Source organism: Klebsiella sp. BIGb0138, assembly GCF_004342285.1.
GTDB lineage: Bacteria > Pseudomonadota > Gammaproteobacteria > Enterobacterales > Enterobacteriaceae > Klebsiella.
This window is the reverse complement of the sequence record NZ_SMCV01000015.1, coordinates 1-23759: the sequence shown is the minus strand read 5'-3', so window position 1 is coordinate 23759 and position 23759 is coordinate 1. Positions and strand designations below refer to the sequence as shown.

16 protein-coding genes are annotated in these 23759 nt (G+C 57.8%); 5 read left to right on the top strand and 11 right to left on the bottom strand.

The window, feature by feature from the left end:
• Nucleotides 1-39: 39 nt before the first annotated feature.
• The gene (bioH, locus tag EDF73_RS24525; protein WP_132731607.1) at nucleotides 40-822 is read right to left on the bottom strand and encodes a pimeloyl-ACP methyl ester esterase BioH; all 783 of its coding nucleotides are present in this window, start codon (nucleotides 820-822) and stop codon (nucleotides 40-42) included.
• Between the two features lie 38 nt (nucleotides 823-860).
• Between bioH and gntX the strand changes: the two genes are divergently transcribed.
• From gntX to gntT, 3 genes are all read left to right on the top strand, one after another.
• Nucleotides 861-1535, top strand: coding sequence for a DNA utilization protein GntX (gntX, locus tag EDF73_RS24520; protein WP_132731606.1), 675 nt, complete (start codon nucleotides 861-863; stop codon nucleotides 1533-1535).
• A 58-nt stretch (nucleotides 1536-1593) separates the two neighbouring features.
• Entirely contained in the window at nucleotides 1594-2169 is a 576-nt protein-coding gene (nfuA, locus tag EDF73_RS24515) for a Fe-S biogenesis protein NfuA (protein ID WP_132731605.1), read from the top strand.
• 352 nt (nucleotides 2170-2521) lie between these two features.
• Nucleotides 2522-3838 (top strand): gluconate transporter, encoded by a 1317-nt coding sequence (gene gntT, locus EDF73_RS24510; RefSeq protein WP_132731604.1) that lies wholly within the window; start codon nucleotides 2522-2524, stop codon nucleotides 3836-3838.
• Nucleotides 3839-3957: 119 nt separating this feature from the next.
• On the opposite strand, the gene malQ is transcribed toward gntT, so the two are convergent.
• Nucleotides 3958-6054: a 4-alpha-glucanotransferase gene (malQ, locus tag EDF73_RS24505; protein WP_132731603.1), complete on the bottom strand. Its 2097-nt coding sequence runs from the start codon at nucleotides 6052-6054 to the stop codon at nucleotides 3958-3960.
• 10 nt (nucleotides 6055-6064) lie between these two features.
• Nucleotides 6065-8455: a maltodextrin phosphorylase gene (malP, locus tag EDF73_RS24500; RefSeq protein WP_132731602.1), complete on the bottom strand. Its 2391-nt coding sequence runs from the start codon at nucleotides 8453-8455 to the stop codon at nucleotides 6065-6067.
• Nucleotides 8456-9077: 622 nt separating this feature from the next.
• On the opposite strand from malP, the gene malT reads away from it, so the two are divergent.
• Nucleotides 9078-11783 carry an HTH-type transcriptional regulator MalT gene (gene malT, locus EDF73_RS24495; protein WP_132731601.1) on the top strand — a complete coding sequence of 902 codons (2706 nt, stop codon included), beginning with the start codon at nucleotides 9078-9080 and terminating at the stop codon, nucleotides 11781-11783.
• A 6-nt stretch (nucleotides 11784-11789) separates the two neighbouring features.
• Here malT and EDF73_RS24490 read toward each other — a convergent pair whose 3' ends face one another.
• The 3 genes from EDF73_RS24490 to glpE all read right to left on the bottom strand — a co-directional run bounded on the left by EDF73_RS24490 (nucleotide 11790) and on the right by glpE (nucleotide 13851).
• Nucleotides 11790-12548, bottom strand: a complete 759-nt coding sequence (locus EDF73_RS24490; protein ID WP_132731600.1) for a DeoR/GlpR family transcriptional regulator — start codon at nucleotides 12546-12548, stop codon at nucleotides 11790-11792.
• Nucleotides 12549-12616: 68 nt separating this feature from the next.
• The gene (gene glpG / locus EDF73_RS24485) at nucleotides 12617-13447 is read right to left on the bottom strand and encodes a rhomboid family intramembrane serine protease GlpG (RefSeq protein ID WP_132731599.1); all 831 of its coding nucleotides are present in this window, start codon (nucleotides 13445-13447) and stop codon (nucleotides 12617-12619) included.
• Between the two features lie 77 nt (nucleotides 13448-13524).
• Complete coding sequence (gene glpE / locus EDF73_RS24480; protein WP_132731598.1) at nucleotides 13525-13851, bottom strand: thiosulfate sulfurtransferase GlpE; 327 nt, start codon at nucleotides 13849-13851, stop codon at nucleotides 13525-13527.
• Between the two features lie 216 nt (nucleotides 13852-14067).
• Here glpE and glpD point away from each other — a divergent pair, with 216 nt between their 5' ends.
• Nucleotides 14068-15576: a glycerol-3-phosphate dehydrogenase gene (gene glpD, locus EDF73_RS24475; RefSeq protein WP_132731597.1), complete on the top strand. Its 1509-nt coding sequence runs from the start codon at nucleotides 14068-14070 to the stop codon at nucleotides 15574-15576.
• 69 nt (nucleotides 15577-15645) lie between these two features.
• Here the strand turns inward: glpD and glgP are convergent, their stop codons facing one another.
• From glgP to glgB, 5 genes are all read right to left on the bottom strand, one after another.
• Entirely contained in the window at nucleotides 15646-18093 is a 2448-nt protein-coding gene (gene glgP, locus EDF73_RS24470) for a glycogen phosphorylase (protein WP_132731596.1), read from the bottom strand.
• 17 nt (nucleotides 18094-18110) lie between these two features.
• The gene (glgA, locus tag EDF73_RS24465; RefSeq protein ID WP_132731595.1) at nucleotides 18111-19544 is read right to left on the bottom strand and encodes a glycogen synthase GlgA; all 1434 of its coding nucleotides are present in this window, start codon (nucleotides 19542-19544) and stop codon (nucleotides 18111-18113) included.
• The gene (glgC, locus tag EDF73_RS24460) at nucleotides 19544-20839 is read right to left on the bottom strand and encodes a glucose-1-phosphate adenylyltransferase (protein ID WP_132731594.1); all 1296 of its coding nucleotides are present in this window, start codon (nucleotides 20837-20839) and stop codon (nucleotides 19544-19546) included. The genes glgA and glgC overlap by 1 nt, the downstream gene beginning before the upstream one ends.
• An 80-nt stretch (nucleotides 20840-20919) precedes the next feature.
• Nucleotides 20920-22896 carry a glycogen debranching protein GlgX gene (gene glgX, locus EDF73_RS24455; protein ID WP_132731593.1) on the bottom strand — a complete coding sequence of 659 codons (1977 nt, stop codon included), beginning with the start codon at nucleotides 22894-22896 and terminating at the stop codon, nucleotides 20920-20922.
• Nucleotides 22893-23759 (bottom strand): 1,4-alpha-glucan branching enzyme (gene glgB / locus EDF73_RS24450; RefSeq protein ID WP_132731592.1); only part of this gene is annotated, 867 nt, incomplete at its 5' end. The genes glgX and glgB, both read right to left, overlap by 4 nt.

Sequence of the window (23759 nt, the reverse complement as noted above, 5' to 3'; positions counted from 1 at the left end):
CCTGAGTATTGCTACGAGCAGGATCGTTGTCACAGCTCGCTAACCAGCATTGTTCAGCCTGTTTTTCAGCGCCAGCAGCGTCTCGCAAAACGCCTGCGGGTGCGAAATAAAGGGGGCATGGGACGCTTTTGCAAAGACCATCGATTCGCTGTGCGGCCACCGCTCATCCAGCAGCGGCACGATTTTTCGCGGCACCAGGCCGTCCAGTCGGCCATACAGGCGCAGGAACGGCACGGTTAAGGCCGCCAGCGGCTGGCGTAAATCGGCGGTTTTGAGGATCTCCAGCCCGCCATTCAACGCTTCCGCGGACGGCATCGGTAAGGACAGCACGGTGTTTTTCAACGCCCGGGCATCCTGGCGCGCGCTGTCGCTTCCCATCGTTTGCAGCGCCAGAAAACGCTCCACGGTGCGCTGAAAATCTTCGCTCAACTGCTGCTGAAAACCGCTCAACACTTCCGCTTTAATACCGGGCCAGTCGCCCTCGGCGCCAAAGCAGGGAGAAGAGGCGACGGTCACCAGCCCCTGCACCCGCTCAGGGTGACGCAGGGCGACCTGGCTGGCGACCAGACCACCGAGACTCCAGCCCAGCCAGATAGCCTGCTCCGGCGCTTTATTCAGCACCTGCTGCGCCATCTCTTCCAGTGACAAGGCGCCAAAACCGCGGCTGCGACCATATCCCGGCAGGTCGACCAGATGCAGCGTAAAGTGGGAAGCCAGTTCCGGCGTCACGCTATCCCATACTTTGGCATTCAGCCCCCATCCGTGCAGCAGCACAAGATGACAATTTCCTTCGCCGGTGGTTTGCCACCAGATGTCGTTCATCAGTTACTGTTCTCTTTCTACCTGACATGAGGGGAAATATGCTAACAGCACACAGCTTATGCTGGCTATGCCAAATGCCGCTGGCCATCGCCGGCTGGGGGATCTGCTCCCGATGCGCCGCCTCCCTGACCCACCCGCTCCCGCTCTGTCCGCAGTGCGGCCTGCCTGCGGCAGTCGGCATGCTTCCCTGCGGGCGCTGTTTACAGCAGCCGCCGCCATGGCAGCGGCTGGTGGCGGTAAATGGCTATCAGCCGCCGCTGAGCGGTTTGATCCACCAGCTGAAATTTTCTCGCCGCCCCGAGCTGGCGCCAGCGCTGGCGCGGCTACTGTTGCTGCGCGTTCGCCAGAGCACAGGCTTACCCCGGCCAGACCGGCTGGTCAGCGTACCGCTGTGGCAACGTCGCCAGTGGCGGCGAGGCTTCAATCAAAGCGATCTGTTGTGCCGCCCGCTGGCGCGCTGGCTGCGCTGCGCATGGCACAATGATGCGCTCCGCCGGAACCGACGCACCGCGACCCAGCATCAGCTCTCAGCGCGATTGCGCAAACAGAACCTGAAAAATGCCTTTCAGCTTGAAATACCGGTTCAGGGCCACCATATCGCCATTGTGGATGATGTCGTCACAACCGGAAGCACCGTCGCTGAAATTTCCCGCCTGCTTTTGCGAAACGGCGCCGCGACGGTTCAGGTATGGTGTGTGTGCCGTACCTTGTAGACCCCTGCTGATGGGCGTATTATAACCCAGTAAAATAGTCAACTATTAGGCCAACGCTATGATCCGTATTTCCGATGCTGCACAAGCGCACTTTGCCAAACTTCTGGTAAATCAGGAAGAAGGGACACAAATTCGCGTATTTGTGATTAATCCCGGCACCCCAAACGCTGAGTGCGGCGTATCCTACTGCCCACCGGATGCGGTGGAAGACACCGACACAGCGCTGAAGTTTGAGCAACTGACTGCGTATGTCGACGAACTCAGCGCGCCGTACCTGGAAGACGCTGAAATTGACTTCGTTACCGATCAGCTGGGTTCACAGCTGACGCTGAAAGCGCCAAATGCCAAGATGCGCAAAGTCTCCGATGACGCGCCGCTGATGGAGCGCGTGGAGTATATGCTGCAATCGCAGATCAACCCGCAGCTGGCCGGTCACGGCGGGCGCGTTACGCTGATGGAAATCACGGAAGACGGTCTGGCAATTCTGCAGTTTGGCGGCGGCTGTAACGGCTGCTCGATGGTCGATGTGACCCTGAAAGAAGGGATCGAGAAGCAGCTGCTGAACGAATTCCCGGATCTGAAAGGCGTGCGCGATCTGACCGAGCACCAGCGCGGCGAGCACTCCTACTACTAAGCCTGAGCGCGACCGCTTCCCCTTCGTCAAGCCCGGCGGTGCTTCATCCGCCGGGCCGCCCTTCTGATGTTACCGCACAACATTTACCGCTAAACGACCCGGCAAAAACCGGGGAAAGAGTATGACTTAAGTCTCATATTTAAAATTTTCCCCGGGCGGGTGATTCTCAACCTGCATATGTTACCCGTATCATCCCTTTCAGGCACCGCTGCTACAAAAATAGCCAGCTATCCTTTCTCTTAAGAGTGATAGTCGATTTTATGGCGCCATACCGTTGAAATCCTCAGCTGGATCCAACGAAAACAGATTGAAATTTGACGTTACCCATAACAAATGAAAGGCCAGGTAAATTATGCCATTAGTCATCGTTGCTATCGGGGTTGCCCTGCTATTGCTGCTGATGATCCGTTTCAAAATGAACGGCTTCATCGCACTGGTTCTGGTGGCACTTGCCGTCGGACTTATGCAAGGTATGCCTCTGGATAAAGTTATTGTCTCCATCAAAAACGGCGTGGGGGGCACGCTCGGCAGTCTTGCGCTGATCATGGGCTTTGGCGCTATGCTGGGTAAGCTGCTGGCGGACTGCGGCGGCGCGCAGCGAATTGCCACGACGCTTATCGCCAGGTTTGGTAAAAAACACATTCAATGGGCCGTGGTGCTGACCGGTTTTACCGTCGGCTTTGCGCTGTTCTATGAAGTGGGCTTCGTCCTGATGCTGCCGCTGGTGTTCACCATCGCCGCCTCCGCCCGCATCCCTCTGCTGTACGTCGGCGTTCCGATGGCCGCAGCGCTCTCGGTGACCCACGGCTTCCTGCCGCCGCACCCGGGCCCAACGGCGATTGCCACCATCTTCCACGCCGATATGGGTAAGACCCTGCTGTACGGCACAATTCTGGCTATCCCGACGGTTATCCTTGCCGGTCCGGTGTTCGCCCGCTTCCTGAAAGGCATCGATAAGCCGATTCCGGAAGGGCTGCATAACCCGAAAACCTTCACCGAAGAAGAGATGCCGGGCTTTGGCGTCAGCGTCTGGACCTCACTGGTACCGGTGATCCTGATGGCGATGCGTGCCGTTGCCGAGATGATCCTGCCAAAAGGCCACGCCTTCCTGCCGATTGCCGAGTTCTTCGGCGACCCGGTGATGGCGACCCTGATTGCGGTCCTTATCGCCCTGTTCACCTTTGGCCTCAACCGCGGCCGCTCGATGGAGCAGATCAACGACACGCTGACCTCGTCGATCAAAATCATCGCCATGATGCTGTTGATCATCGGCGGCGGCGGCGCCTTCAAGCAGGTGCTGGTGGATAGCGGCATGGATAAATACATCGCCTCTATCATGCATGAATCCAATATGTCCCCGCTGTTTATGGCCTGGTCTATCGCTGCGGTACTGCGTATTGCGCTCGGTTCTGCGACCGTTGCCGCCATCACCGCCGGCGGGATTGCCGCACCGCTGATTGCCACCACCGGCGTCAGTCCGGAACTGATGGTTATTGCCGTCGGCTCCGGGAGCGTTATCTTCTCTCACGTTAACGATCCGGGCTTCTGGCTGTTTAAGGAATACTTCAACCTGACTATCGGGGAAACCATTAAGTCGTGGTCGGTGCTGGAAACCATCATCTCAGTCTGCGGCCTGGTGGGCTGTCTGCTGCTGGGAATGGTCGTGTAAGATTGCGGGCATAAAAAAGCCGGGTCAGCATCACGCGACCCGGCTTTTTTTATTCCGTTTACCCGGATAACGGCGCCAGCCCCCGCTCAGCAAAAGGCGAGCGGGGAAATTCACAGCGCTTATCTCTTCTTGCCGACCTTCGCTGCCGCTTTCCGCCGCTTATCCAGATCCTTAATCAGCTTGTTCACCTGCTCATCGGCAAACATCTGCTCAAGAGTGGTGGAAAGCTTGCGTCGCCAGTTCGGATACTCGGTGCTGGTGCCCGGAATGTTGACCGGGGAGGCCATCTCCAGCCAGTCTTCCGGCTGCAGACCCAGCAGCGCGCTATTGCTGTCGGCGATATAACGCTGCATTCCGCGATTCAGGGTCGCGGTCATCGCCATCAGCGAGGCGTTATGCCCGGCGCGTTTAGGCAGGCAGCCGTATTGATGCAGCGCATCCAGCAGCCCCTGCTTCGCCCGTTCGCGATCCTGATACAGGCCGCGCAGCACCCCCTCATCCGGATACAGGCCTAACGATTTCCCCAGCGTCAGGTCGCCGCTTTCCCAGTATCCGCGCAGCGTCGGCAGGTCATGCGTTGTCGCCACCGCCATGGATTGCTCCGGATAGGTCTGCGGCGCGCGGAAGGTCTTCTCATGATCGTTTTCGAAATAGAGGACCTTGTAGGAATAGACGCCGCTCTTACGCAGCTTGCCGACAATTTCCACCGGCACGGTACCCAGATCTTCGCCGATCACCATGCAGCGATGACGCTTACTCTCCAGCGCCAGAATCGACAGCAGGTCATCTACCGGATACTGCACATAGGCGCCGCGATCGGCCGTTTCACCATAGGGAATCCACCACAGGCGCAGAACCGACATCACATGGTCAATACGCAACGCGCCGCAGTTTTGCATGTTGGCGCGCAGCAGCTCGATAAACGGCTCATAGGCGCGCGCTACGATGATATGCGGATCCATCGGCGGCAGGCCCCAGTTCTGTCCCAGCGGGCCAAGAATGTCCGGCGGCGCCCCCACGGAGGCTTTCAGACAATACAGCTCGCGGTCGCACCAGGTTTCCGCCCCCCCTTCAGCAACCCCCACGGCCAGGTCGCGGTACAGACCAATCGGCATCGCGTCGTGCTGGCTGGTATGCCAGCATTCGGCGAACTGGGAATACGCCAGCCACTGTAGCCAGAGATAGAAGCTCACCTCATCCGCCTGTTCCGTGCAGAACGCTTTGACTTCCGGGCTGCTGATATCCTGGTACGCCTTCGGCCATGCCGGCCAGCCCCAGCGCAGCGGATCCTGCTGCACCTGCCAGGCGTGCAGCGCATCAAACGCCGCCTGCCAGTACAGGCTTTCGCCTTCGCGAAGCACGAACTGACGGAACGCCGTCATCGCCTCATCGTTACGGGCGGAAAATCCTTTCCAGGCCATGCGCAGCGCGGTCATTTTCAACGCGGTCACGGCGGTATAATCCACATCATCGGTCTGACGTGCGGCCTCCAGCGCCCGCTGCGTCGCCGGGGATTGCCACCAGGCCTGCGCCTCTTTGCTCAGGCGAAAATCGTCGACGGCGTTTACGTCAATATAGATAACGTTGAGCCAGCGGCGGGAAGAGGGACTATAGGGACTGGCGCTCTCCGGGTTGGCCGGATAGAGCGCATGAATCGGGTTAAGGCCAATAAACGACCCGCCGCGCTGAGCGATTTCCGGCAGCATCGCCCGTAAATCGCCAAAATCGCCAATCCCCCAGTTCTTCTCCGAGCGCAGCGTATACAGCTGAACGCAGGCGCCCCATAGCTTTTTGCCCTCTTTCAGCGCCTGCGGCTCGTAGCAGCGTACGGGGGCCACAATCACCCGGCAATGCCAGCGCTCCCCGTCATCGGTGAGGGTCAACGTGTGATAGCCCTCCGGCAGTTTGGCGGGCAGCGGCAGCGTTTCACCGCCGCTGACTTTGCCCTGATACTGCTTCCCCTCCTCAGTGGTAAGGAGCCACTGGTAGTCCCCGCGGCCGGCCACCGGCAGCGACATTTTTTTACCGTGGGTGAAAACCTGCACCGCCGCAAGCGGGTCCACCGCCACTTTCGTGGCGGTTGTCGTACGATGCATAGCATCAAGCAGACGCTTTTTCGTCGCCGCAGCAATCGACTGCGGCTTCCCGTGGGCGTTGATGTAGTCCGGACTTATCCCCGCCGCCAGCGCGGCGTTATCAAGGCGTTTTGTCTCCATCGGCCTGTCCTTAGCGTTTTGCCTGCCAGATACGTTGTTGATAATCGCGAATTGAGCGGTCGGAGCTAAACATGCCGCAACGGGCGGAATTCAGAATCGCCGCCCGCGTCCAGGCCTCCTGATCACGGTACAATTCATCGACCTGCTTCTGCGCCGCCACGTAGGCAGCAAAATCCGCCAGCACCAGATACGGGTCGCCGCCTTTCAGCAGGCTGTGCAGCATTTGATCGAAGGCATGCTTGTCGCCATCGCTGTACTTACCGCTTTCCAGCTCTTTCAGCAGCGCATCCAGCAGCTTGTCTTTCTTACGCCATTTCAGCGGATCGTAGCCTTTGGCTTTCAAGGCTTTCACCTGTTCCACGGTATTGCCGAAGATAAAGATGTTTTCCTCGCCGACCTGTTCGGCGATTTCCACGTTCGCCCCGTCCAGCGTACCGACGGTCAACGCGCCGTTCAGCGCCAGCTTCATATTGCCGGTACCGGAAGCTTCTTTACCCGCCGTGGAGATCTGTTCTGAGATATCCGCCGCCGGAATCAGCATTTCCGCCGCGGAGACGCAGTAATCCGGCAGGAACACCACTTTCAGCTTGTCGCCAACCAGCGGATCGTTATTCACCGCTTGCGCGACTTTATTGATGGCCAAAATAATATTCTTCGCCAGATAGTAGCCCGGCGCCGCCTTCGCCCCAAACAGGAACACGCGCGGCAGGCGGTCGGCCTGCGGGTTTTCGCGAATCTCTTTGTACTGCGCCAGGATGTTCAGCAGGTTGAGGTGCTGACGTTTGTACTCGTGCAGACGCTTAATCTGGATATCGAAAATCGCCTGCGGGTTGATTTCAATACCGGTACGCGCCTTCACAAACTCCGCCAGACGCACTTTATTCGCCTGCTTAATGTCGCGCCAGGTCTGCCGGAACGACGCGTCATCGGCGTATTTTTCCAGGTTAATCAGCCGATCGAGATCGTTAGCCCACTCTTTCTTCAGCGTTTTATCAAACAGCGCCGCCAGCGCCGGGTTGCACTGTTTGATCCAGCGGCGCGGCGTAATACCGTTGGTGACGTTATGGAATTTATTCGGCCACAGCTGGTGATATTCCGGGAACAGATCCTTCACCACCAGGTCGGAGTGCAGCGCCGCGACGCCGTTGACCGCAAAGCCGCTGACCACGCACATGTTGGCCATGCGTACCTGTTTATCGTACACCACGGCCAGTTTCGCCCATACCTGCTTATCGCCAGGCCAGGTTTGATCGACCTGTTTCTTAAACCGATCGTTAATCTCTTTAATGATCTGCATGTGACGCGGCAGCAGCGCTTTCACCAGTTTCTCATCCCAGCACTCCAGCGCTTCAGGCATCAACGTGTGGTTGGTGTAAGCGAAGGTTTTGCTGGCGATCGCCCAGGCATCGTCCCAGCTTAGCTGGTGCTCATCCAGCAGCACGCGCAGCAGTTCAGGGATGGCGATGGTCGGGTGGGTGTCGTTCAACTGGATCACTTCGTAATCCGCCAGCTCCGCCAGCTTACGTCCCGCCAGGTGATGGCGACGCAGAATATCGGCAACCGAACAGGCGCACTGGAAATACTGCTGCATCAAACGCAGCTTTTTCCCGGCCTGGTGGTTATCGTTCGGATAGAGCACTTTTGTCAGTTTTTCTGCGTCAATGCCCTGCTGCTCAGCGCGCAGGAAATCGCCGTCGTTGAATTTTGTCAGGTTAAACGGATGCGCGTGCGTCGCCTGCCACAGACGCAGCGGCTGCGCCACGTTATTGCGATATCCCAGCACCGGCAGATCCCAGGCTTCGCCGGTGATCACAAAGGCCGGTTGCCAGAGTCCATCTTTACTCACCTTACCGCCGAGCCCGACCTGAACGTCCAGCCGATCGTTATGACGGAACCACGGGTAGCGGCTACGCCCCCAGTCATCCGGCGCTTCGACCTGCTGGCCATCCTCGAAAGACTGGCGGAACAGACCGTACTGATAATTCAGGCCATAGCCGGTTGCCGACTGGCCTACGGTAGCCATCGAGTCGAGGAAACATGCCGCAAGACGGCCCAGACCACCGTTGCCTAACCCCGGATCGATCTCCTCTTCCAGCAGATCGGTCAGGTGGATATCATAGGCTTTCAGCTCATCGCTCACCCCCTGATACCAGCCCAGGTTCAGCAGGTTGTTACCGGTCAGACGGCCAATCAAAAACTCCATCGAGATGTAGTTAACATGACGTTGTCCTTTGACCGGTTCGGCGACCGGCTGAGCGGCCAGCAGCTCGGCAAGAGCGCCGCTCACGGCACGCCACCACTGACGCTGAGTCATCTCAGAAGCGGACTGTAAGCCAAGGTGCTGCCACTGACGCGTCAGTGCAGCCTGAAACCGATCTTTATTAAAAGAAGTCTGTGACATAAGAAATCCGGGTCCTTTACTAAAACGTTGGCGTTAGTGTGCCGACCTCCTGCAGCGACGTCCTCATCCCGGCGGGGATTAGGTAGGGAGGAGCAGCAGGGATGAGCGAAAAGTGTGATCCTGACCACTATAACGGTAACCGAGCGCGAAAAATATGCTGAAAAAATCACCGTTTCGAAACACGATGTTGCCAACCGCCAGTGCGCAAAAATTATGTTACAGACCGAGACAGAGGGTTAAATAAAATACCCTCGCGCAATTATCAGCAAATAAAAACAAGCGTTGTCTAAAAATAACCCTGATTGCTGACAAAAATACCTTGAATCGATGATTTATAAGATTTTACTGACATTAACTTAATAAAAACATACAACTACGAAAAACTGGAGTGGCACTGATTTTCGCCTACCCGAAACGCGGTGAAACCCAGAAGCCACGCGCACTGGTACCGGTTTTATAAAGCAGGTGTTGTAATTTTGAATTTGTGAGCTGGTGCAAATTCAAGAGCATAAAAATCGGACATAACTTGCAATAATTTTCAATATCGCCGACCTTATTAGTTATTAATTACGAAGCGCAAAAAAAATCGCAAATCCTCTCTTGCACAGCGAAATGATTAACTATGTTGATTCCGTCTAAATTAAGTCGACCAGTCCGCCTTGAACACACCGTGGTTCGCGAGCGACTCCTGGCGAAACTTTCCGGCGCCAACAATTACCGTCTCGTGTTGGTCACCAGCCCGGCTGGGTACGGCAAGACCACGCTCATCTCTCAATGGGCGGCGGGGAAAAATGAACTCGGGTGGTTCTCGCTGGATGAAGGCGATAACCAACAGGAGCGTTTTGCCAGTTATCTGATCGCCTCTATTCAGCAGGCGACCGGCGGCCACTGCGTCGCCAGCGAAACCATGGTGCAAAAACGCCAGTATGCCAGCCTGCCCTCGCTTTTCGCACAGCTGTTCATTGAGCTTGCCGACTGGCAGCGTCCGCTGTTCCTGGTGATTGACGATTATCATTTGATCAATAACCCGGTGATCCATGACGCAATGCGCTTCTTCCTCCGCCATCAGCCGGAAAATATGACCCTGGTGGTGCTGTCGCGTAACCTGCCGCAGCTGGGTATCGCCAACCTGCGCGTACGCGATCAGCTGCTGGAGATCGGCAGCCAACAGCTGGCGTTTACCCATCAGGAAGCCAAACAATTCTTCGATTGTCGTCTGGCCTCGCCCATTGAGGCGGACGACAGCAGCAGGCTGTGCGACGACGTCGCCGGCTGGGCCACGGCGCTGCAGCTGATCGCCCTCTCTGCCCGTCAGAATAACTCCTCCGCGCAACACTCCGCTCGTCGCCTTGCCGGAATTAACGCCAGCCATCTTTCCGATTACCTGGTGGATGAGGTGCTGGATAATGTCGACGCCCGCACCCGCAACGTGCTGCTGAAGAGCGCGCTGCTGCGCTCAATGAACGATGCGCTCATCGTGCGTGTGACCGGAGAAGAGAACGGTCAGATGCAGCTGGAAGAGATTGAACGGCAGGGGCTGTTCATGCAGCGAATGGACGACTCCGGCGAGTGGTTCCGCTATCACCCGCTATTCGGCAACTTCCTGCGCCAGCGCTGCCAGTGGGAGCTGGCGACCGAATTACCGGAAATTCACCGCTCGGCCGCCGAAGGCTGGATGGCGCTGGGCTTCCCCAGCGAAGCGATCCACCACGCGCTGGCCGCCGGCGACGCGAAAATGCTGCGTGACATTTTGCTCAATCACGCCTGGGGAATGTTCAACCACAGCGAACTGGGGCTGCTCGAGCAGTCGCTGGCGGCGCTGCCGTGGTCCAATCTGCTGGAAAACCCGCGGCTGATTCTGCTGCAGGCCTGGCTGATGCAGAGCCAGCATCGCTACAGTGAAGTCAACACCCTGCTGGCCCGCGCCGAGCAGGAGATGGATGTGAAGATGGATACCGCGATGCACGGCGATTTCAACGCCCTGCGGGCGCAGGTGGCCATTAATGCCGGCGATCAGGAAGAGGCCGAGCGCCTGGCGATGGTGGCATTAGAAGAGCTGCCGCTGGCCAGCTACTACAGCCGCATCGTCGCCACCTCGGTCCACGGCGAAGTGCTGCACTGCAAAGGCCAGCTGAGTAAATCGCTGGCGGTGATGCAGCAAACGGAACAGATGGCCCGCCGCCACGATATCTGGCACTACGCGCTGTGGAGCATGATCCAGCAAAGCGAGATTCTGTTTGCTCAGGGTTTCCTGCAGGCCGCGTGGGAGGTTCAGGAAAAAGCGTTCCAGCTGATCCGCGAACAACACCTCGAACAGCTGCCGATGCATGAATTTCTGCTGCGCATTCGTGCCCAGCTGCTGTGGGCCTGGGCGCGGCTGGACGAAGCGGAGGCGTCGGCGCGTAATGGGATGAATGTCCTCGCAACCTATCAACCGCAACAGCAGCTGCAGTGTCTGGCATTAATGGTGCAATGCTCGCTGGCGCGCGGCGATCTGGATAACGCCCGCAGCCATCTGAATCGCCTGGAAAACCTGCTCGGTAACGGCAACTACCATAGCGATTGGGTGTCGAATGCCGATAAAGTCCGGGTGATCTACTGGCAGATGGTCGGCGATAAAGCCGCGGCGGCCAACTGGCTGCGCCAGACGCCGAAACCCGAATTCGCCAATAACCATTTCCTGCAAAGCCAGTGGCGCAACATCGCCCGGGCGCAGATTCTGCTGGGTGATTTCGACTCGGCGGAAATGGTACTGGAAGAGTTGAACGACAATGCCCGCTCTCTGCGTTTGATGAGCGATATTAACCGCAACCTGCTGCTGCTCAACCAGCTTTACTGGCAGGCGGGGCGCAAGAGTGAAGCGCAAAAAGTCCTGCTGGAGGCGCTCGCGCTGGCCAACCGCACCGGGTTCATCAACCACTTTGTTATTGAAGGCGAAGCCATGGCGCAGCAGCTACGTCAGCTGATTCAGCTGAATACGCTGCCGGAGCTGGAACAGCACCGCGCCCAGCGTATCCTGCGCGATATCAACCAGCATCATCGCCACAAGTTTGCCCATTTCGATGAAGGTTTCGTCGAGCGCCTGCTCAGCCATCCGGAAGTTCCGGAGCTGATTCGCACCAGCCCGCTGACCCAGCGTGAATGGCAGGTATTAGGCCTGATCTATTCCGGTTACAGCAACGAGCAGATCGCCGGTGAGCTCGACGTCGCGGCGACAACCATTAAAACCCATATTCGTAACCTGTACCAAAAGCTGGGAGTCGCCCACCGCCAGGATGCGGTTCAGCATGCCCAGCGGTTGCTTAAAATGATGGGATACGGCGTCTGACGCCGTTTAGCACAGCTCCAGCTGAAGGTTGTTATCCGTAATCACCTTCAGTACACCTGTCGGCGGCATCACATCGGTGTAGACCGCGTCGACCATGCTGATGCTGCCCATATTCACCATCGCGTTCCGGCCGAATTTCGAATGGTCCACCACCAGCATCACGTGACGTGAGTTTTCGATAATCGCGCGTTTGGTGCGAACCTCATGGTAATCAAACTCCAGCAGCGAACCGTCGCTATCCACGCCGCTGATACCGAGAATGCCGAAATCGAGGCGGAACTGGGAGATAAAATCCAGCGTCGCTTCGCCAATAATACCGCCGTCCCGGCTGCGCAGTTCGCCGCCCGCCAGAATAATGCGGAAGTCCTCTTTCACCATCAGCGTGGTGGCGACGTTAAGGTTGTTGGTGACGATACGCAGATCGTTATGCTCAAGCAGCGCGTGCGCGACCGCTTCCGGCGTGGTGCCGATATCAATAAATAGCGTGGCGCCATCGGGGATCTGGCTGGCCACTTTACGGGCGATACGCTCTTTTTCCTGAGTCTGGGTGGCCTTCCTGTCATGCCAGGAGGTATTCACCGAACTGGAAGGCAGCGCCGCCCCGCCGTGGTGACGCAAGATCATCTTCTGTTCGGCAAGGTCATTCAGGTCACGACGAATGGTCTGTGGGCTGACGGCAAACTGCTCGACCAGCTCTTCCGTACTGACATATCCCTGTTTTTTTACCAGCTCGATAATGGCGTCATGACGTTGTGTTTGTTTCATGAAATATCCCTGGGATTATAAGACTCGTAGAAAGGCGCGAGCGTTGCAGACCGCCTGATGAGGAGTCTCTATGTTCGCTTTCGCACATGTTGCGTATCGACAAACGCCATCGCCAGCCCGGTCAGCAGACCCGCCACGTGCGCGCCGTTCGCAATCGACATGCCGAAAACATCAAACCATCCAGCAATTAACCATACTAAAGAGAAGAGTATCAAGCCGCGCTGCAGATAGACGCCGCTTTGCGGATCCCGCTCTCCCCGCAGCCAGACGTAGCCCATCAGCGCATACACCACGCCGGACAAACCGCCAAACCAGGGGCCGCTAAATTGATGCTGCACAAACCCGCTCAACAGGGCGCTAATGACGGTAATCACCACCAGCTTGCCGGTACCGATGCGTTTTTCCACCGCCCCGCCGAGGTACCACCACCATAACAGGTTAAACAGAATATGCATCAGCGAGAAGTGCATGAAAGCATGGCTAAAGTAGCGCCAGACTTCAAACTTTAATGATGGGTCATACGGCCAGGCCAGCAGCAGCATTACCGGCTGGTCGCCGAGAATATTTTGCAGCGCAAAGACCGCAATACAGACGAGCAGAATCGCCCATGTAAACGGCCCGGCGTTGTGGCGCAGGGTGGCAAAAAAGGGAAAGCGCTGGTAGCGCAGGCCGCTATTGGTGTGCCCGGATTGCCAGCTGGCCGCCAGATAGCGCGGGTCGGCGGGGTTTTCCAGAAAACGCGTCAGTTCAGCCTGCACCCGCCCCGCCTGGCTCTCATCCGCCAGCCAGACGTCGCTCTGATCATGCTGCTGAATGGTCAGGATAATACCCTGCGTCGCCATGTAGTCGACAAACGCCTGGGCCACGCGCGGGTTAGCAAAAGAGGTAATCATTAACATACAGCGGATCGCTTATTCCACACAAAGGGGGCTAGTATATACTCTAACGCATGCGAGTTGCAGGACGCGAAGGCCTGTTACAAGCCGTGTTCGACTTCCGCCGGGAAATGACGATGCCACGCATCGAACCCGCCATCTACGCTGTAAACCTTGTCATAGCCCTGCTGCAGCAGGTACTGCGCGGCGCCTTTACTGCTATTGCCGTGGTAGCACATCACCATCACGGCGGTCGCAAAGTCGTTATCCCGCATAAACGCGCCCAGCGTATCGTTGGTCAGATGAAACGCACCCGGCGTATGTCCCATCGCATAGCTTTGCGGGTCGCGGATGTCCACCAACACTGCCATCGCCTGCTGCAGCTTCTGGTGCGCTTCTTCTACGTTGATACATTCAAAGTGATCCATGTGCTCTGTTCTCTATATATAGCGGAGTGATATTGCTGGCGGGTAACCGGCCATGATTCTACTGTCTAGTTTACCGTCAGACGGGAAATAAACGCCAATATGTTACATGCATCACTCTGAAATGTTTTTTTGATGTTACCAAAGGCGCGTTTGTTTGCTATATTGAGCGATATCGAACATTTGTGAGCTTAAACGAAAGTGCCAGAGGTAGCGAACGTGGAAACCAAAGATCTGATTGTGATAGGGGGAGGCATCAACGGTGCCGGTATCGCGGCAGACGCCGCCGGGCGTGGTTTATCCGTACTGATGCTGGAAGCGCGCGATCTCGCCTGCGCCACCTCCAGCGCCAGTTCGAAGCTGATTCACGGCGGGCTGCGCTACCTCGAACACTACGAATTCCGTCTGGTCAGCGAGGCGCTGGCCGAGCGCGAGGTGCTGTTAAAAATGGCGCCGCATCTCGCCTTCCCGATGCGCTTTCGCCTGCCGCATCGCCCGCACCTGCGTCCGGCGTGGATGATCCGTATTGGTCTGTTTATGTACGACCATCTGGGTAAACGCACCAGTTTGCCCGGCTCAACCAGCTTGCGATTTGGCGCAGAATCGGTACTAAAACCTGAAATTGTGCGCGGTTTCGAATATTCCGACTGCTGGGTCGACGATGCGCGTCTGGTACTGGCTAACGCGCAAATGGTGGTGCGTAAAGGCGGTGAGGTGCGTACCCGCACCCGCGCCATCTCCGCGAAACGCGAAAACGGCCTGTGGATCGTCGAGGCGGAAGATATCGACAGCGGCGAGAAATTTACCTGGCAGGCGCGTGGCCTGGTCAACGCCACCGGTCCCTGGGTCAAACACTTCTTTGACGAAGGCATGCACCTGCGCTCGCCGTACGGTATTCGCCTGATTAAAGGCAGCCACATCGTGGTACCGCGGGTACATACCCAGAAGCAGGCCTATATTCTGCAAAACGAAGACAAGCGTATTGTATTCGTGATCCCGTGGATGGATGAGTTCTCGATCATCGGTACCACCGACGTGGAATACAACGGCGATCCGCAAAAAGTGGCGATCGATGACCAGGAGATCGGCTACCTGCTGAATGCCTATAACGCGCACTTCAAAAAGACGCTGTCCCGCGATGATATCGTCTGGACCTACTCCGGCGTTCGCCCGCTGTGCGATGACGAATCGGATTCACCGCAGGCCATCACCCGTGATTACACCCTGGATATTCATGATGAACAGGGTCAGGCTCCGCTGCTGTCGGTATTTGGCGGTAAGCTGACGACCTATCGTAAGCTGGCCGAGCATGCGCTGGAAAAACTGACGCCATACTACAAAGGCATCGGCCCGGCCTGGACCAAAACCGCGGTGCTGCCCGGCGGCGATATCGACGGCGATCGTGACGATTACGCCGCAAAACTGCGCCGCCGCTTCTCCTTCATCAGCGAGTCAATGGCGCGGCATTACGCCCGCACCTACGGCAGCAACAGCGAGCTGCTTCTCGCGCAGGCCACATCGCTGGCCGATCTCGGCGAAGATTTTGGCCATGAGTTTTACGAAGCCGAGCTGCAATACCTGGTAGAGCATGAATGGGTACGCAGCCTCGATGACGCGATCTGGCGCCGCACCAAGCAGGGGATGTGGCTGAGCAAGGAGCAGCAGGCGCGGATTAGCGAATGGCTGGCGCAGCACGTGGGAAAGTCTGAACTTTCTCTGGCCTCGTAAGCCACGCGGCGAACGGCAAAGTGCGATAAAAAACGGGGCCCTCGGGCCCCGTTTTGTCTGTGCGCTCTGCTACAGCCTAACCGGATCGATATGCCAGATATGGTCGGCGTACTCCTGAATCGTACGGTCAGATGAGAAATAGCCCATATTAGCGATATTGAGCATCGCTTTGGTGGCCCACTCCTCCGGGTGACGATACAGCTCATCCACCTTATCCTGACAATCCACATAGCTGCGGAAATCCGCCAGTACCTGATAGTGGTCGCCAAAGTTGATCAGCGAGTCCAGCAGGTCACGATAGCGCCCCGGCTCCGCCGGGCTGAACAGACCGGTGCCGATCTGCGTCAGCGCCTGGTGCAGTTCCTGATCCTGCTCGTAGTAATCCCGCGGCTTGTAGCCGTTACGGCGCAGCGCCTCCACCTCTTCCGCGGTATTACCGAAGATAAAGATATTCTCCTCGCCGACGTGCTCCTGCATCTCGACGTTGGCCCCGTCGAGAGTACCGATGGTCAACGCCCCGTTGAGGGCGAACTTCATGTTGCTGGTCCCGGAGGCTTCCGTTCCCGCCAGCGAGATCTGCTCGGAGAGGTCCGCTGCCGGAATGATCAGCTGGGCCAGGCTGACGCTGTAGTTCGGGATAAATACCACTTTCAGCTTGTCGCCAATCTGCGGATCGTTATTGACCACCGCCGCCACGTCGTTAATGAGATGAATAATGTGCTTGGCCATGTAGTAAGCCGAAGCCGCTTTGCCGGCAAAGATATTCACCCGCGGTACCCACTCCGCGTCAGGATCGGCCTTAATGCGGTTATAGCGGGCAATAACGTGCAGCACGTTCATCAGCTGGCGTTTGTACTCATGGATACGCTTAATTTGGACATCAAACAGCGCTTTTGGATTCACCACCACGTTAAGCTGCTGAGCGATAAAGTTCGCCAGCCGCTGTTTGTTCTCCAGCTTCGCCTGACGCACCGCCAGATTCACCGTCGGGTAATCGATATGCTGCTCCAGCTCCTGCAGCTGGCTTAAATCGGTGCGCCAGGTGCGACCGATATTCTCATCCAGCACCTTCGACAGCGGCGGGTTCGCCAGCGCCAGCCAGCGCCGCGGCGTGACGCCGTTGGTCACGTTAGTGAAGCGCATCGGGAAAATTTTCGCAAACTCGGCAAACAGCGACTCCACCATCAGCCTCGAGTGCAGCTCGGAGACGCCGTTCACCTTATGGCTCACCACCACCGCCAGCCAGGCCATCCGTACGCGGCGCCCGTTGGACTCATCGATAATCGACGTACGCCCCAGCAGCGCGGTATCGTTGGGATACTGCTCCTGCAGCGTCTTGAGGAAATAATCATTGATCTCGAAGATAATCTGCAAATGACGCGGCAGGATTTTCCCCAGCATATCGACCGGCCAGGTCTCCAGGGCTTCGCTCATCAGCGTATGGTTGGTGTAAGAGAAGACCTGACAGGTCACTTCAAACGCCTCATCCCAGCTAAACTTGTGTTCGTCAATCAGCAGGCGCATCAGCTCCGGAATCGACAGTACCGGATGGGTATCGTTGAGGTGAATCGCAATTTTGTCCGCCAGGTTGGCGAAGGTTCGATGCAGCTGATAATGGCGGCTGAGGATATCCTGCACCGTAGCGGAGACGAGGAAATACTCCTGGCGCAAACGCAGCTCGCGCCCGGAATAGGTCGAGTCATCCGGGTACAGCACCCGGGATACGTTTTCGGAGTGGTTTTTATCTTCGACCGCCGCGAAGTAGTCGCCCTGGTTAAATTTCCCGAGGTTGATCTCGCTGCTGGCCTGTGCGCTCCACAGGCGCAACGTGTTGGTGGCGTCGGTATCGAAACCAGGGATAATCTGGTCATAGGCTTCGGCGAGAACCTCTTCGGTTTCAACCCAGCGCGCGTGTTTTCCTTCCTGCTGAATACGCCCGCCGAAGCGAACTTTGTAACGGGTGTTATGGCGCTCAAATTCCCACGGGTTACCGTATTCCAGCCAGTAATCCGGCGACTCTTTCTGCCGCCCGTCGACGATGTTTTGCTTAAACATCCCGTAGTCGTAGCGAATGCCGTAACCCCGACCCGGCAGACCTAGCGCCGCCAGAGAGTCGAGGAAGCAGGCAGCCAGCCGCCCGAGCCCGCCGTTGCCCAGTCCCGGGTCATTCTCTTCATCGATCAGCTCTTCAAGATTCAGCCCCATCTCTTCCAGCGCGCTGTTCACATCCTCATAGATACCCAGCGATAACAAGGCATTAGAGAGAGTACGGCCAATCAGAAACTCCATCGACAGATAGTAAACCTGACGAACTTCCTGTGAAAGCTGGGCGCGATTAGAACGCAGCCAGCGCTCCACCATACGGTCGCGAACGGCAAACAGCGTGGCGTTGAGCCACTCATGCTTGTTGGCGATAGCCGGATCTTTGCCGATGATAAACATCAACTTATAGGCAATAGAGTGCTTTAACGCCTCAACGCTCAGCGTGGGTGATGCGTAGCTAAAGGGTACATTCATCGCAATGACTCCTGTGGTTACATCAAGCGTTGATAAAGTTCGCGATACGAGTGCGCTGCCACCTGCCAGCTAAAATCCATATTCATCGCCTGACGTTGCACATAACGCCAGAGCGACGGGCGCGACCACAGCACGAATGCGCGCCGAATCGCCCGCAGTAGCGAGAGGGCGTTGCTGTCTTCAAACACAAAACCGCTGGCCAGGCCATCGGCCAGGTTTTCCAGTGAACAGTCGGTCACGGTATCCGCCAGCCCGCCGGTGCGCCGCACCAGCGGCAGCGTGCCGTACTTCAGGCCATACAGCTGCGTTAAGCCGCAGGGTTCAAAGCGGCTGGGGACCAGAATCACGTCGGCGCCGCCCATAATGCGGTGGGAAAAGGCTTCGTGATAACCAATCTGTACGCCCACCTTACCCGGGTGTTCGGCGGCCGCGGCGAGGAAGCCTTCCTGCAGTACCGGATCGCCCGCCCCCAGCAGCGCCAGCTGCCCGCCCTGCTCCAGCAGGCCCGGCAGCGCTTCAAGCACTAAATCCAGCCCTTTCTGGCTGGTCAGACGGCTGACCACGGCGAACAGCGGGGCCTTGTCGTCCACTTTTAGCCCCATCGCAATTTGCAGCTGACGCTTGTTCTCCGCCTTATCTTCAAGACAGTCGCGGTCATAGCGCGCCGCCAGCAGCAGGTCGCTTTCCGGGTTCCAGATGTTGCCGTCCACGCCGTTCAGAATCCCCGATAGCCGCCCTTCATGCTGGCGCTGGCGCAGCAGTCCCTCCATTCCGTAGGCAAACTGCGGCTCGGTGATCTCGCGAGCGTAGGTCGGGCTGACCGCCGTAATATGGTCGGCATAATAAAGGCCCGCCTTGAGGAAGGAGAGCTGGCCGTTGAACTCCAGACCATGCATGTTATAGAACGACCATGGCAGTTCGATCTCGTTCATGTGCCAGGAGTAGAACATCCCCTGATAGGCCAGATTGTGTACCGTAAAGACCGATTTAGCCGGGTGTCCGCGCGCCGCCAGATAGGCCGGCGTCAGGCCGGCATGCCAGTCGTGGGCATGGACGACATCAGGACGCCAGAAGGGGTCCAGCCCGCAGGCCATTTCGCTGCCTACCCAACCCAGCAGCGCAAAACGCAGCACGTTGTCGGTGTAAGCATGTTGATGGGTATCGTGATAGGGGCTCCCTGGACGGTCATAGAGATGCGGGGCATCAATGAGATAGATCCCCACGCCGTTAAAATGACCAAACAGCAGCGTCATGCGCCCGGCGAAGGTCTCCCTGCGCGTCACGACCTGCGCATCGGTTACGCCGCGCCGAATATCCGGGAACGCCGGCAGCAGCACGCGCGTATCAATCCCCTCAGCGATTTGCGCCGCAGGCAGCGCGCCGATTACATCCGCCAGACCGCCGGTTTTTAACAGCGGGAACATCTCTGAACATACATGTAAAACCTGCATTATCGCTCCTGTTTATGCCCCAACTTCCGCAACATATCGCGTGTAACCAGCACGATACCTTCCTCTGAGCGGTAGAACCGACGCGCATCCTCTTCCGCGTGTTCACCGATCACCATCCCTTCCGGAATCACACAGGCGCGATCGATCACGCAGCGGCGCAGGCGACATGAACGCCCCACCCACACGTCTGGCAATAAGACTGCCGAATCAATGTTACAGAATGAGTTCACCCGCACGCGCGGGAACAGCACCGACTGCACCACCACGGAGCCGGAGATAATACAGCCGCCGGAAACCAGCGAGTTCAGCGTCATGCCGTGACTCCCGGAGCGGTCCTGCACGAACTTGGCCGGCGGCAGCGACTCCATATGGGTTCGAATCGGCCAGTCCTGATCATACATATCCAGCTCCGGCGTCACCGAGGCCAGGTCAAGGTTCGCTTTCCAGTAGGCTTCCAGCGTCCCCACGTCACGCCAGTACGGTTCGGCATCCGGGTCGGACTGCACGCAGGAGAGTGGGAAAGGATGTGCATAAGCCATGCCAGCTTCGGTTATCTTCGGAATGATATCTTTGCCGAAATCATGGCTGGAGTTTTCGTCGTTATCATCCTCGGCCAGCAGCTCATAAAGATAATCGGCATCAAAGACATAGATACCCATACTGGCCAGCGATTTGCTGGCATCGCTCGGCATCGCCGGCGGGGTGGCCGGTTTTTCGACGAACTCGATAATTTTATCGCTCTCATCTACCGCCATGACGCCAAACGCGGATGCCTCTTCAATGGGCACCGGCATACAGGCCACGGTGCAGCGCGCCCCTTTTTCGACATGGTCGATCAGCATGCGCGAGTAGTCTTGCTTGTAGATATGGTCACCGGCGAGGATCACCACATATTCCGCCTTGTATCGGCGAATGATATCGAGGTTTTGGGTCACCGCGTCTGCCGTACCGCGATACCAGTTTTCACCATGCACGCGCTGCTGCGCCGGCAGCAAATCGACGAACTCGTTCATCTCTTCGCTAAAGAACGACCAGCCGCGCTGAATATGCTGTACCAGGGTGTGTGATTGGTACTGGGTGATCACGCCGATGCGACGAATACCTGAGTTAATGCAGTTAGATAATGCGAAATCGATTATGCGAAACTTACCGCCAAAATGGACGGCCGGTTTGGCACGCTTAATCGTTAAATCTTTCAGCCGGGTACCGCGTCCGCCCGCAAGAATCAACGCCACGGTTTTGATGGGCAGCTGACGCGCCAGCATCAACGGATCGTTCTTTTCTAGCCTAACCATGATTAACTCCTTTTTACATCCCAGCCTTCCCGTCCTTCTCACCGCGCAGCCGCCGCGAGTGCAACCGGAAGCTTCAGGGCTTACGACCTTTGAAATACGCACACTCCGTGCGCGGGCCCATGCCAGACAGCCATGATGACCGGATTGTCCTCTCCGGCGAAAGGAGGAACGGCGTGCCATTCCCCCACGGGTAATGCCATATTCGCCACCTCCGGGGTGGTATTCAGCGTTATCAACCAGCGGTCGGAGAGCAGTATTTGCATGCGCGCGGCGCCGTGCTGCCATTCGTCGGCCGTTAACGGTTGCCCATGCTGGTTGAGCCAGAGAACGTTGCCGTCCCCTTCCTGCCACCAGCGATTGTCGGTTAACGCCGGTATGCAGCGCCGCAAATGAATGAGCGCGGCGGTAAATGCGGTCAGCCCGCGGTTTGCCTGCCGCCAGTCAAGCCAGGTCAATGCATTGTCCTGGCAGTACGCATTGTTGTTGCCATGCTGGCTATGGCCGTGTTCGTCACCGGCCAGCAGCATCGGCGTGCCCTGCGCCAGCAGCAGCGTGGTCAGGAGGGCATGGATGCTGTCCCGCCGCCGCTCAATCACGTCAAGACTGCCGCCTAATCCCTCTATACCATGATTGCTGCTGTAGTTATTGTTAGTGCCATCGCGATTCTCTTCACCGTTCGCCTCATTATGCTTCTGATTGAAACAAACGCAGTCGCGCAGGGTAAACCCGTCGTGGGCGGTCACCAGATTCACCGCCGCCGCAGGCTGACGCCCGTTACGCTGAAAGACATCGCTGGAGGCGGCAAAGCGCCGGGCGAATTCGCCCAACGACACATTCTGCTGCAACCAGAAGCGCCTTGCGACGTCGCGGAAATGGTCATTCCATTCGGCAAACAGCGGTGGAAAATTACCGACCTGATAGCCCCCGGCGCCAATATCCCAGGGCTCCGCAATCAGCTTCACCCCGGACAGCCGCGGATCGTTACGGATCGCCTCAAACAGCGGCGCATCCTGACGAAACTCCGGCGTACGCCCCATCACCGAGGCCAGATCGAAGCGAAAACCATCGACGTGGCACTCATCGACCCAAAAGCGCAGACACTGGCGGGCATACTCCACCACCCCGGGGTGGCTGAGGTTGAGCGTATTCCCGCAGCCGGTCCAGTTGTAGTAATCGCCATCGTCTCTCAACCAATAATAGATACGGTTATCGATCCCGCGCAGCGAAAAGGTCGGCCCTTCCAGATCAATTTCCGCGCTGTGGTTCAGCACCACATCGAGGATCACTTCGATCCCCGCGGCGTGCAGCGCCTTCACCGCATCGCGAAACTCATCCAGCGCGCGCGCTGGCGCGCTGGCATAGCGCGGATCGAGCGCGAACATCGCCAGCGGGTTGTAGCCCCAGTAGTTACTCAACCCCATGCGCTGCAGGCGCGGTTCGCTGGCGAACTGCGCCACCGGCATCAGCTCCAGCGCCGTAATGCCAAGGGTGGTGAAATAATCGATCATCACCGGATGACCGAGCGCTTTATAGGTTCCGCGAATCGCCTCTGGCAGGTCGGGGTGCAGCCAGGTCAGCCCTTTAACATGCGCTTCATAGATAACCGTCTGGCCCCACGGCGTCCGCGGCGGGGCGTCGTTCTGCCAGTCATAATGCAGATCCACGACCTGCGATTTCGGCGCGATCGCCGCGCTATCGCGGTTGTCGGGATGCGGGTCACCGCCGTGGAGCCGCTCATCATCAGGCAGCTCGCCATCGACCCGATGACAGCACGGATCGAGCAGCAGTTTCGCCGGGTTAAAGCGATGCCCCTGCGCCGGATCCCACGGCCCATGAACGCGATAGCCGTAGCGTAATCCTGGACCGGCGCCGGGTAGCCAGCCGTGCCAGATATCGCCGCTGCGCGCGGGGAGATCGAAGCGTTGCTCGTTCCCTTGCGCATCGAACACGCAGAGTTCCACTCGTTCGGCATGGACGGAAAAGAGCGTGAAGTTCACCCCCTTACCATCATAGCTGGAGCCCAACGGCGCGGGCTTTCCTGCCGCGAGTATCGTCATTGCGCCTCCCGCACCAGCCAGATTGTCGCCAGCGGCGGCAGCGTCACCGACAGCGAATGCTCCCGCCCGTGGCTGGCGATCGCCTCGCTTGCCACACCGCCGCCGTTGCCGGTATTACTCCCGTGGTAGTGCATCGAGTCGGTGTTCAGCTCTTCACGCCAGCGCCCCGGCTGATTAACCCCGAAGCGATAGCCGTGACGCGGCACCGGCGTGAAGTTGCTCGCCACGATTATCTCGTTCCCGGCCTTATCGCGACGGACAAAGATAAACACCGACCGTTCATGGTCATCGACAACCAGCCACTCAAAGCCGTACGGGTCAAAGTCCAGCTCGTGCAGCGCCTTATGATGACGATAGGTATGGTTCAGATCGCGCACCAGACGCTGCACCCCGTGATGCCAGTTGTCGCCCCCTTCCAGCAGATGCCAGTCGAGGCTGGCGTCGTGGTTCCACTCCCGCCCCTGGGCGAATTCGTTGCCCATAAACAGCAGTTTTTTCCCCGGGAAGGCGAACATCCAGCCGTAGTAGGCGCGCAGGTTGGCGAACTTCTGCCACGCATCCCCGGGCATGCGGTCAAGAAGCGATTTTTTACCGTGGACCACTTCATCATGCGACAGCGGCAGGACGAAGTTCTCGGTGTAGTTGTAGAGCATGCCGAAGGTCATCTTGTCGTGATGATGCCGGCGATAGATCGGGTCGAGCTGCATATAGTCGAGGGTGTCGTGCATCCAGCCGAGGTTCCATTTGAACCAGAAGCCGAGGCCGCCCGTCGACGCAGGACGCGAGACGCCGGCAAAATCGGTGGATTCCTCCGCCATGGTCACCGCCCCCGGCGTCTGCTCGCCCAGCACCCGGTTGGTATT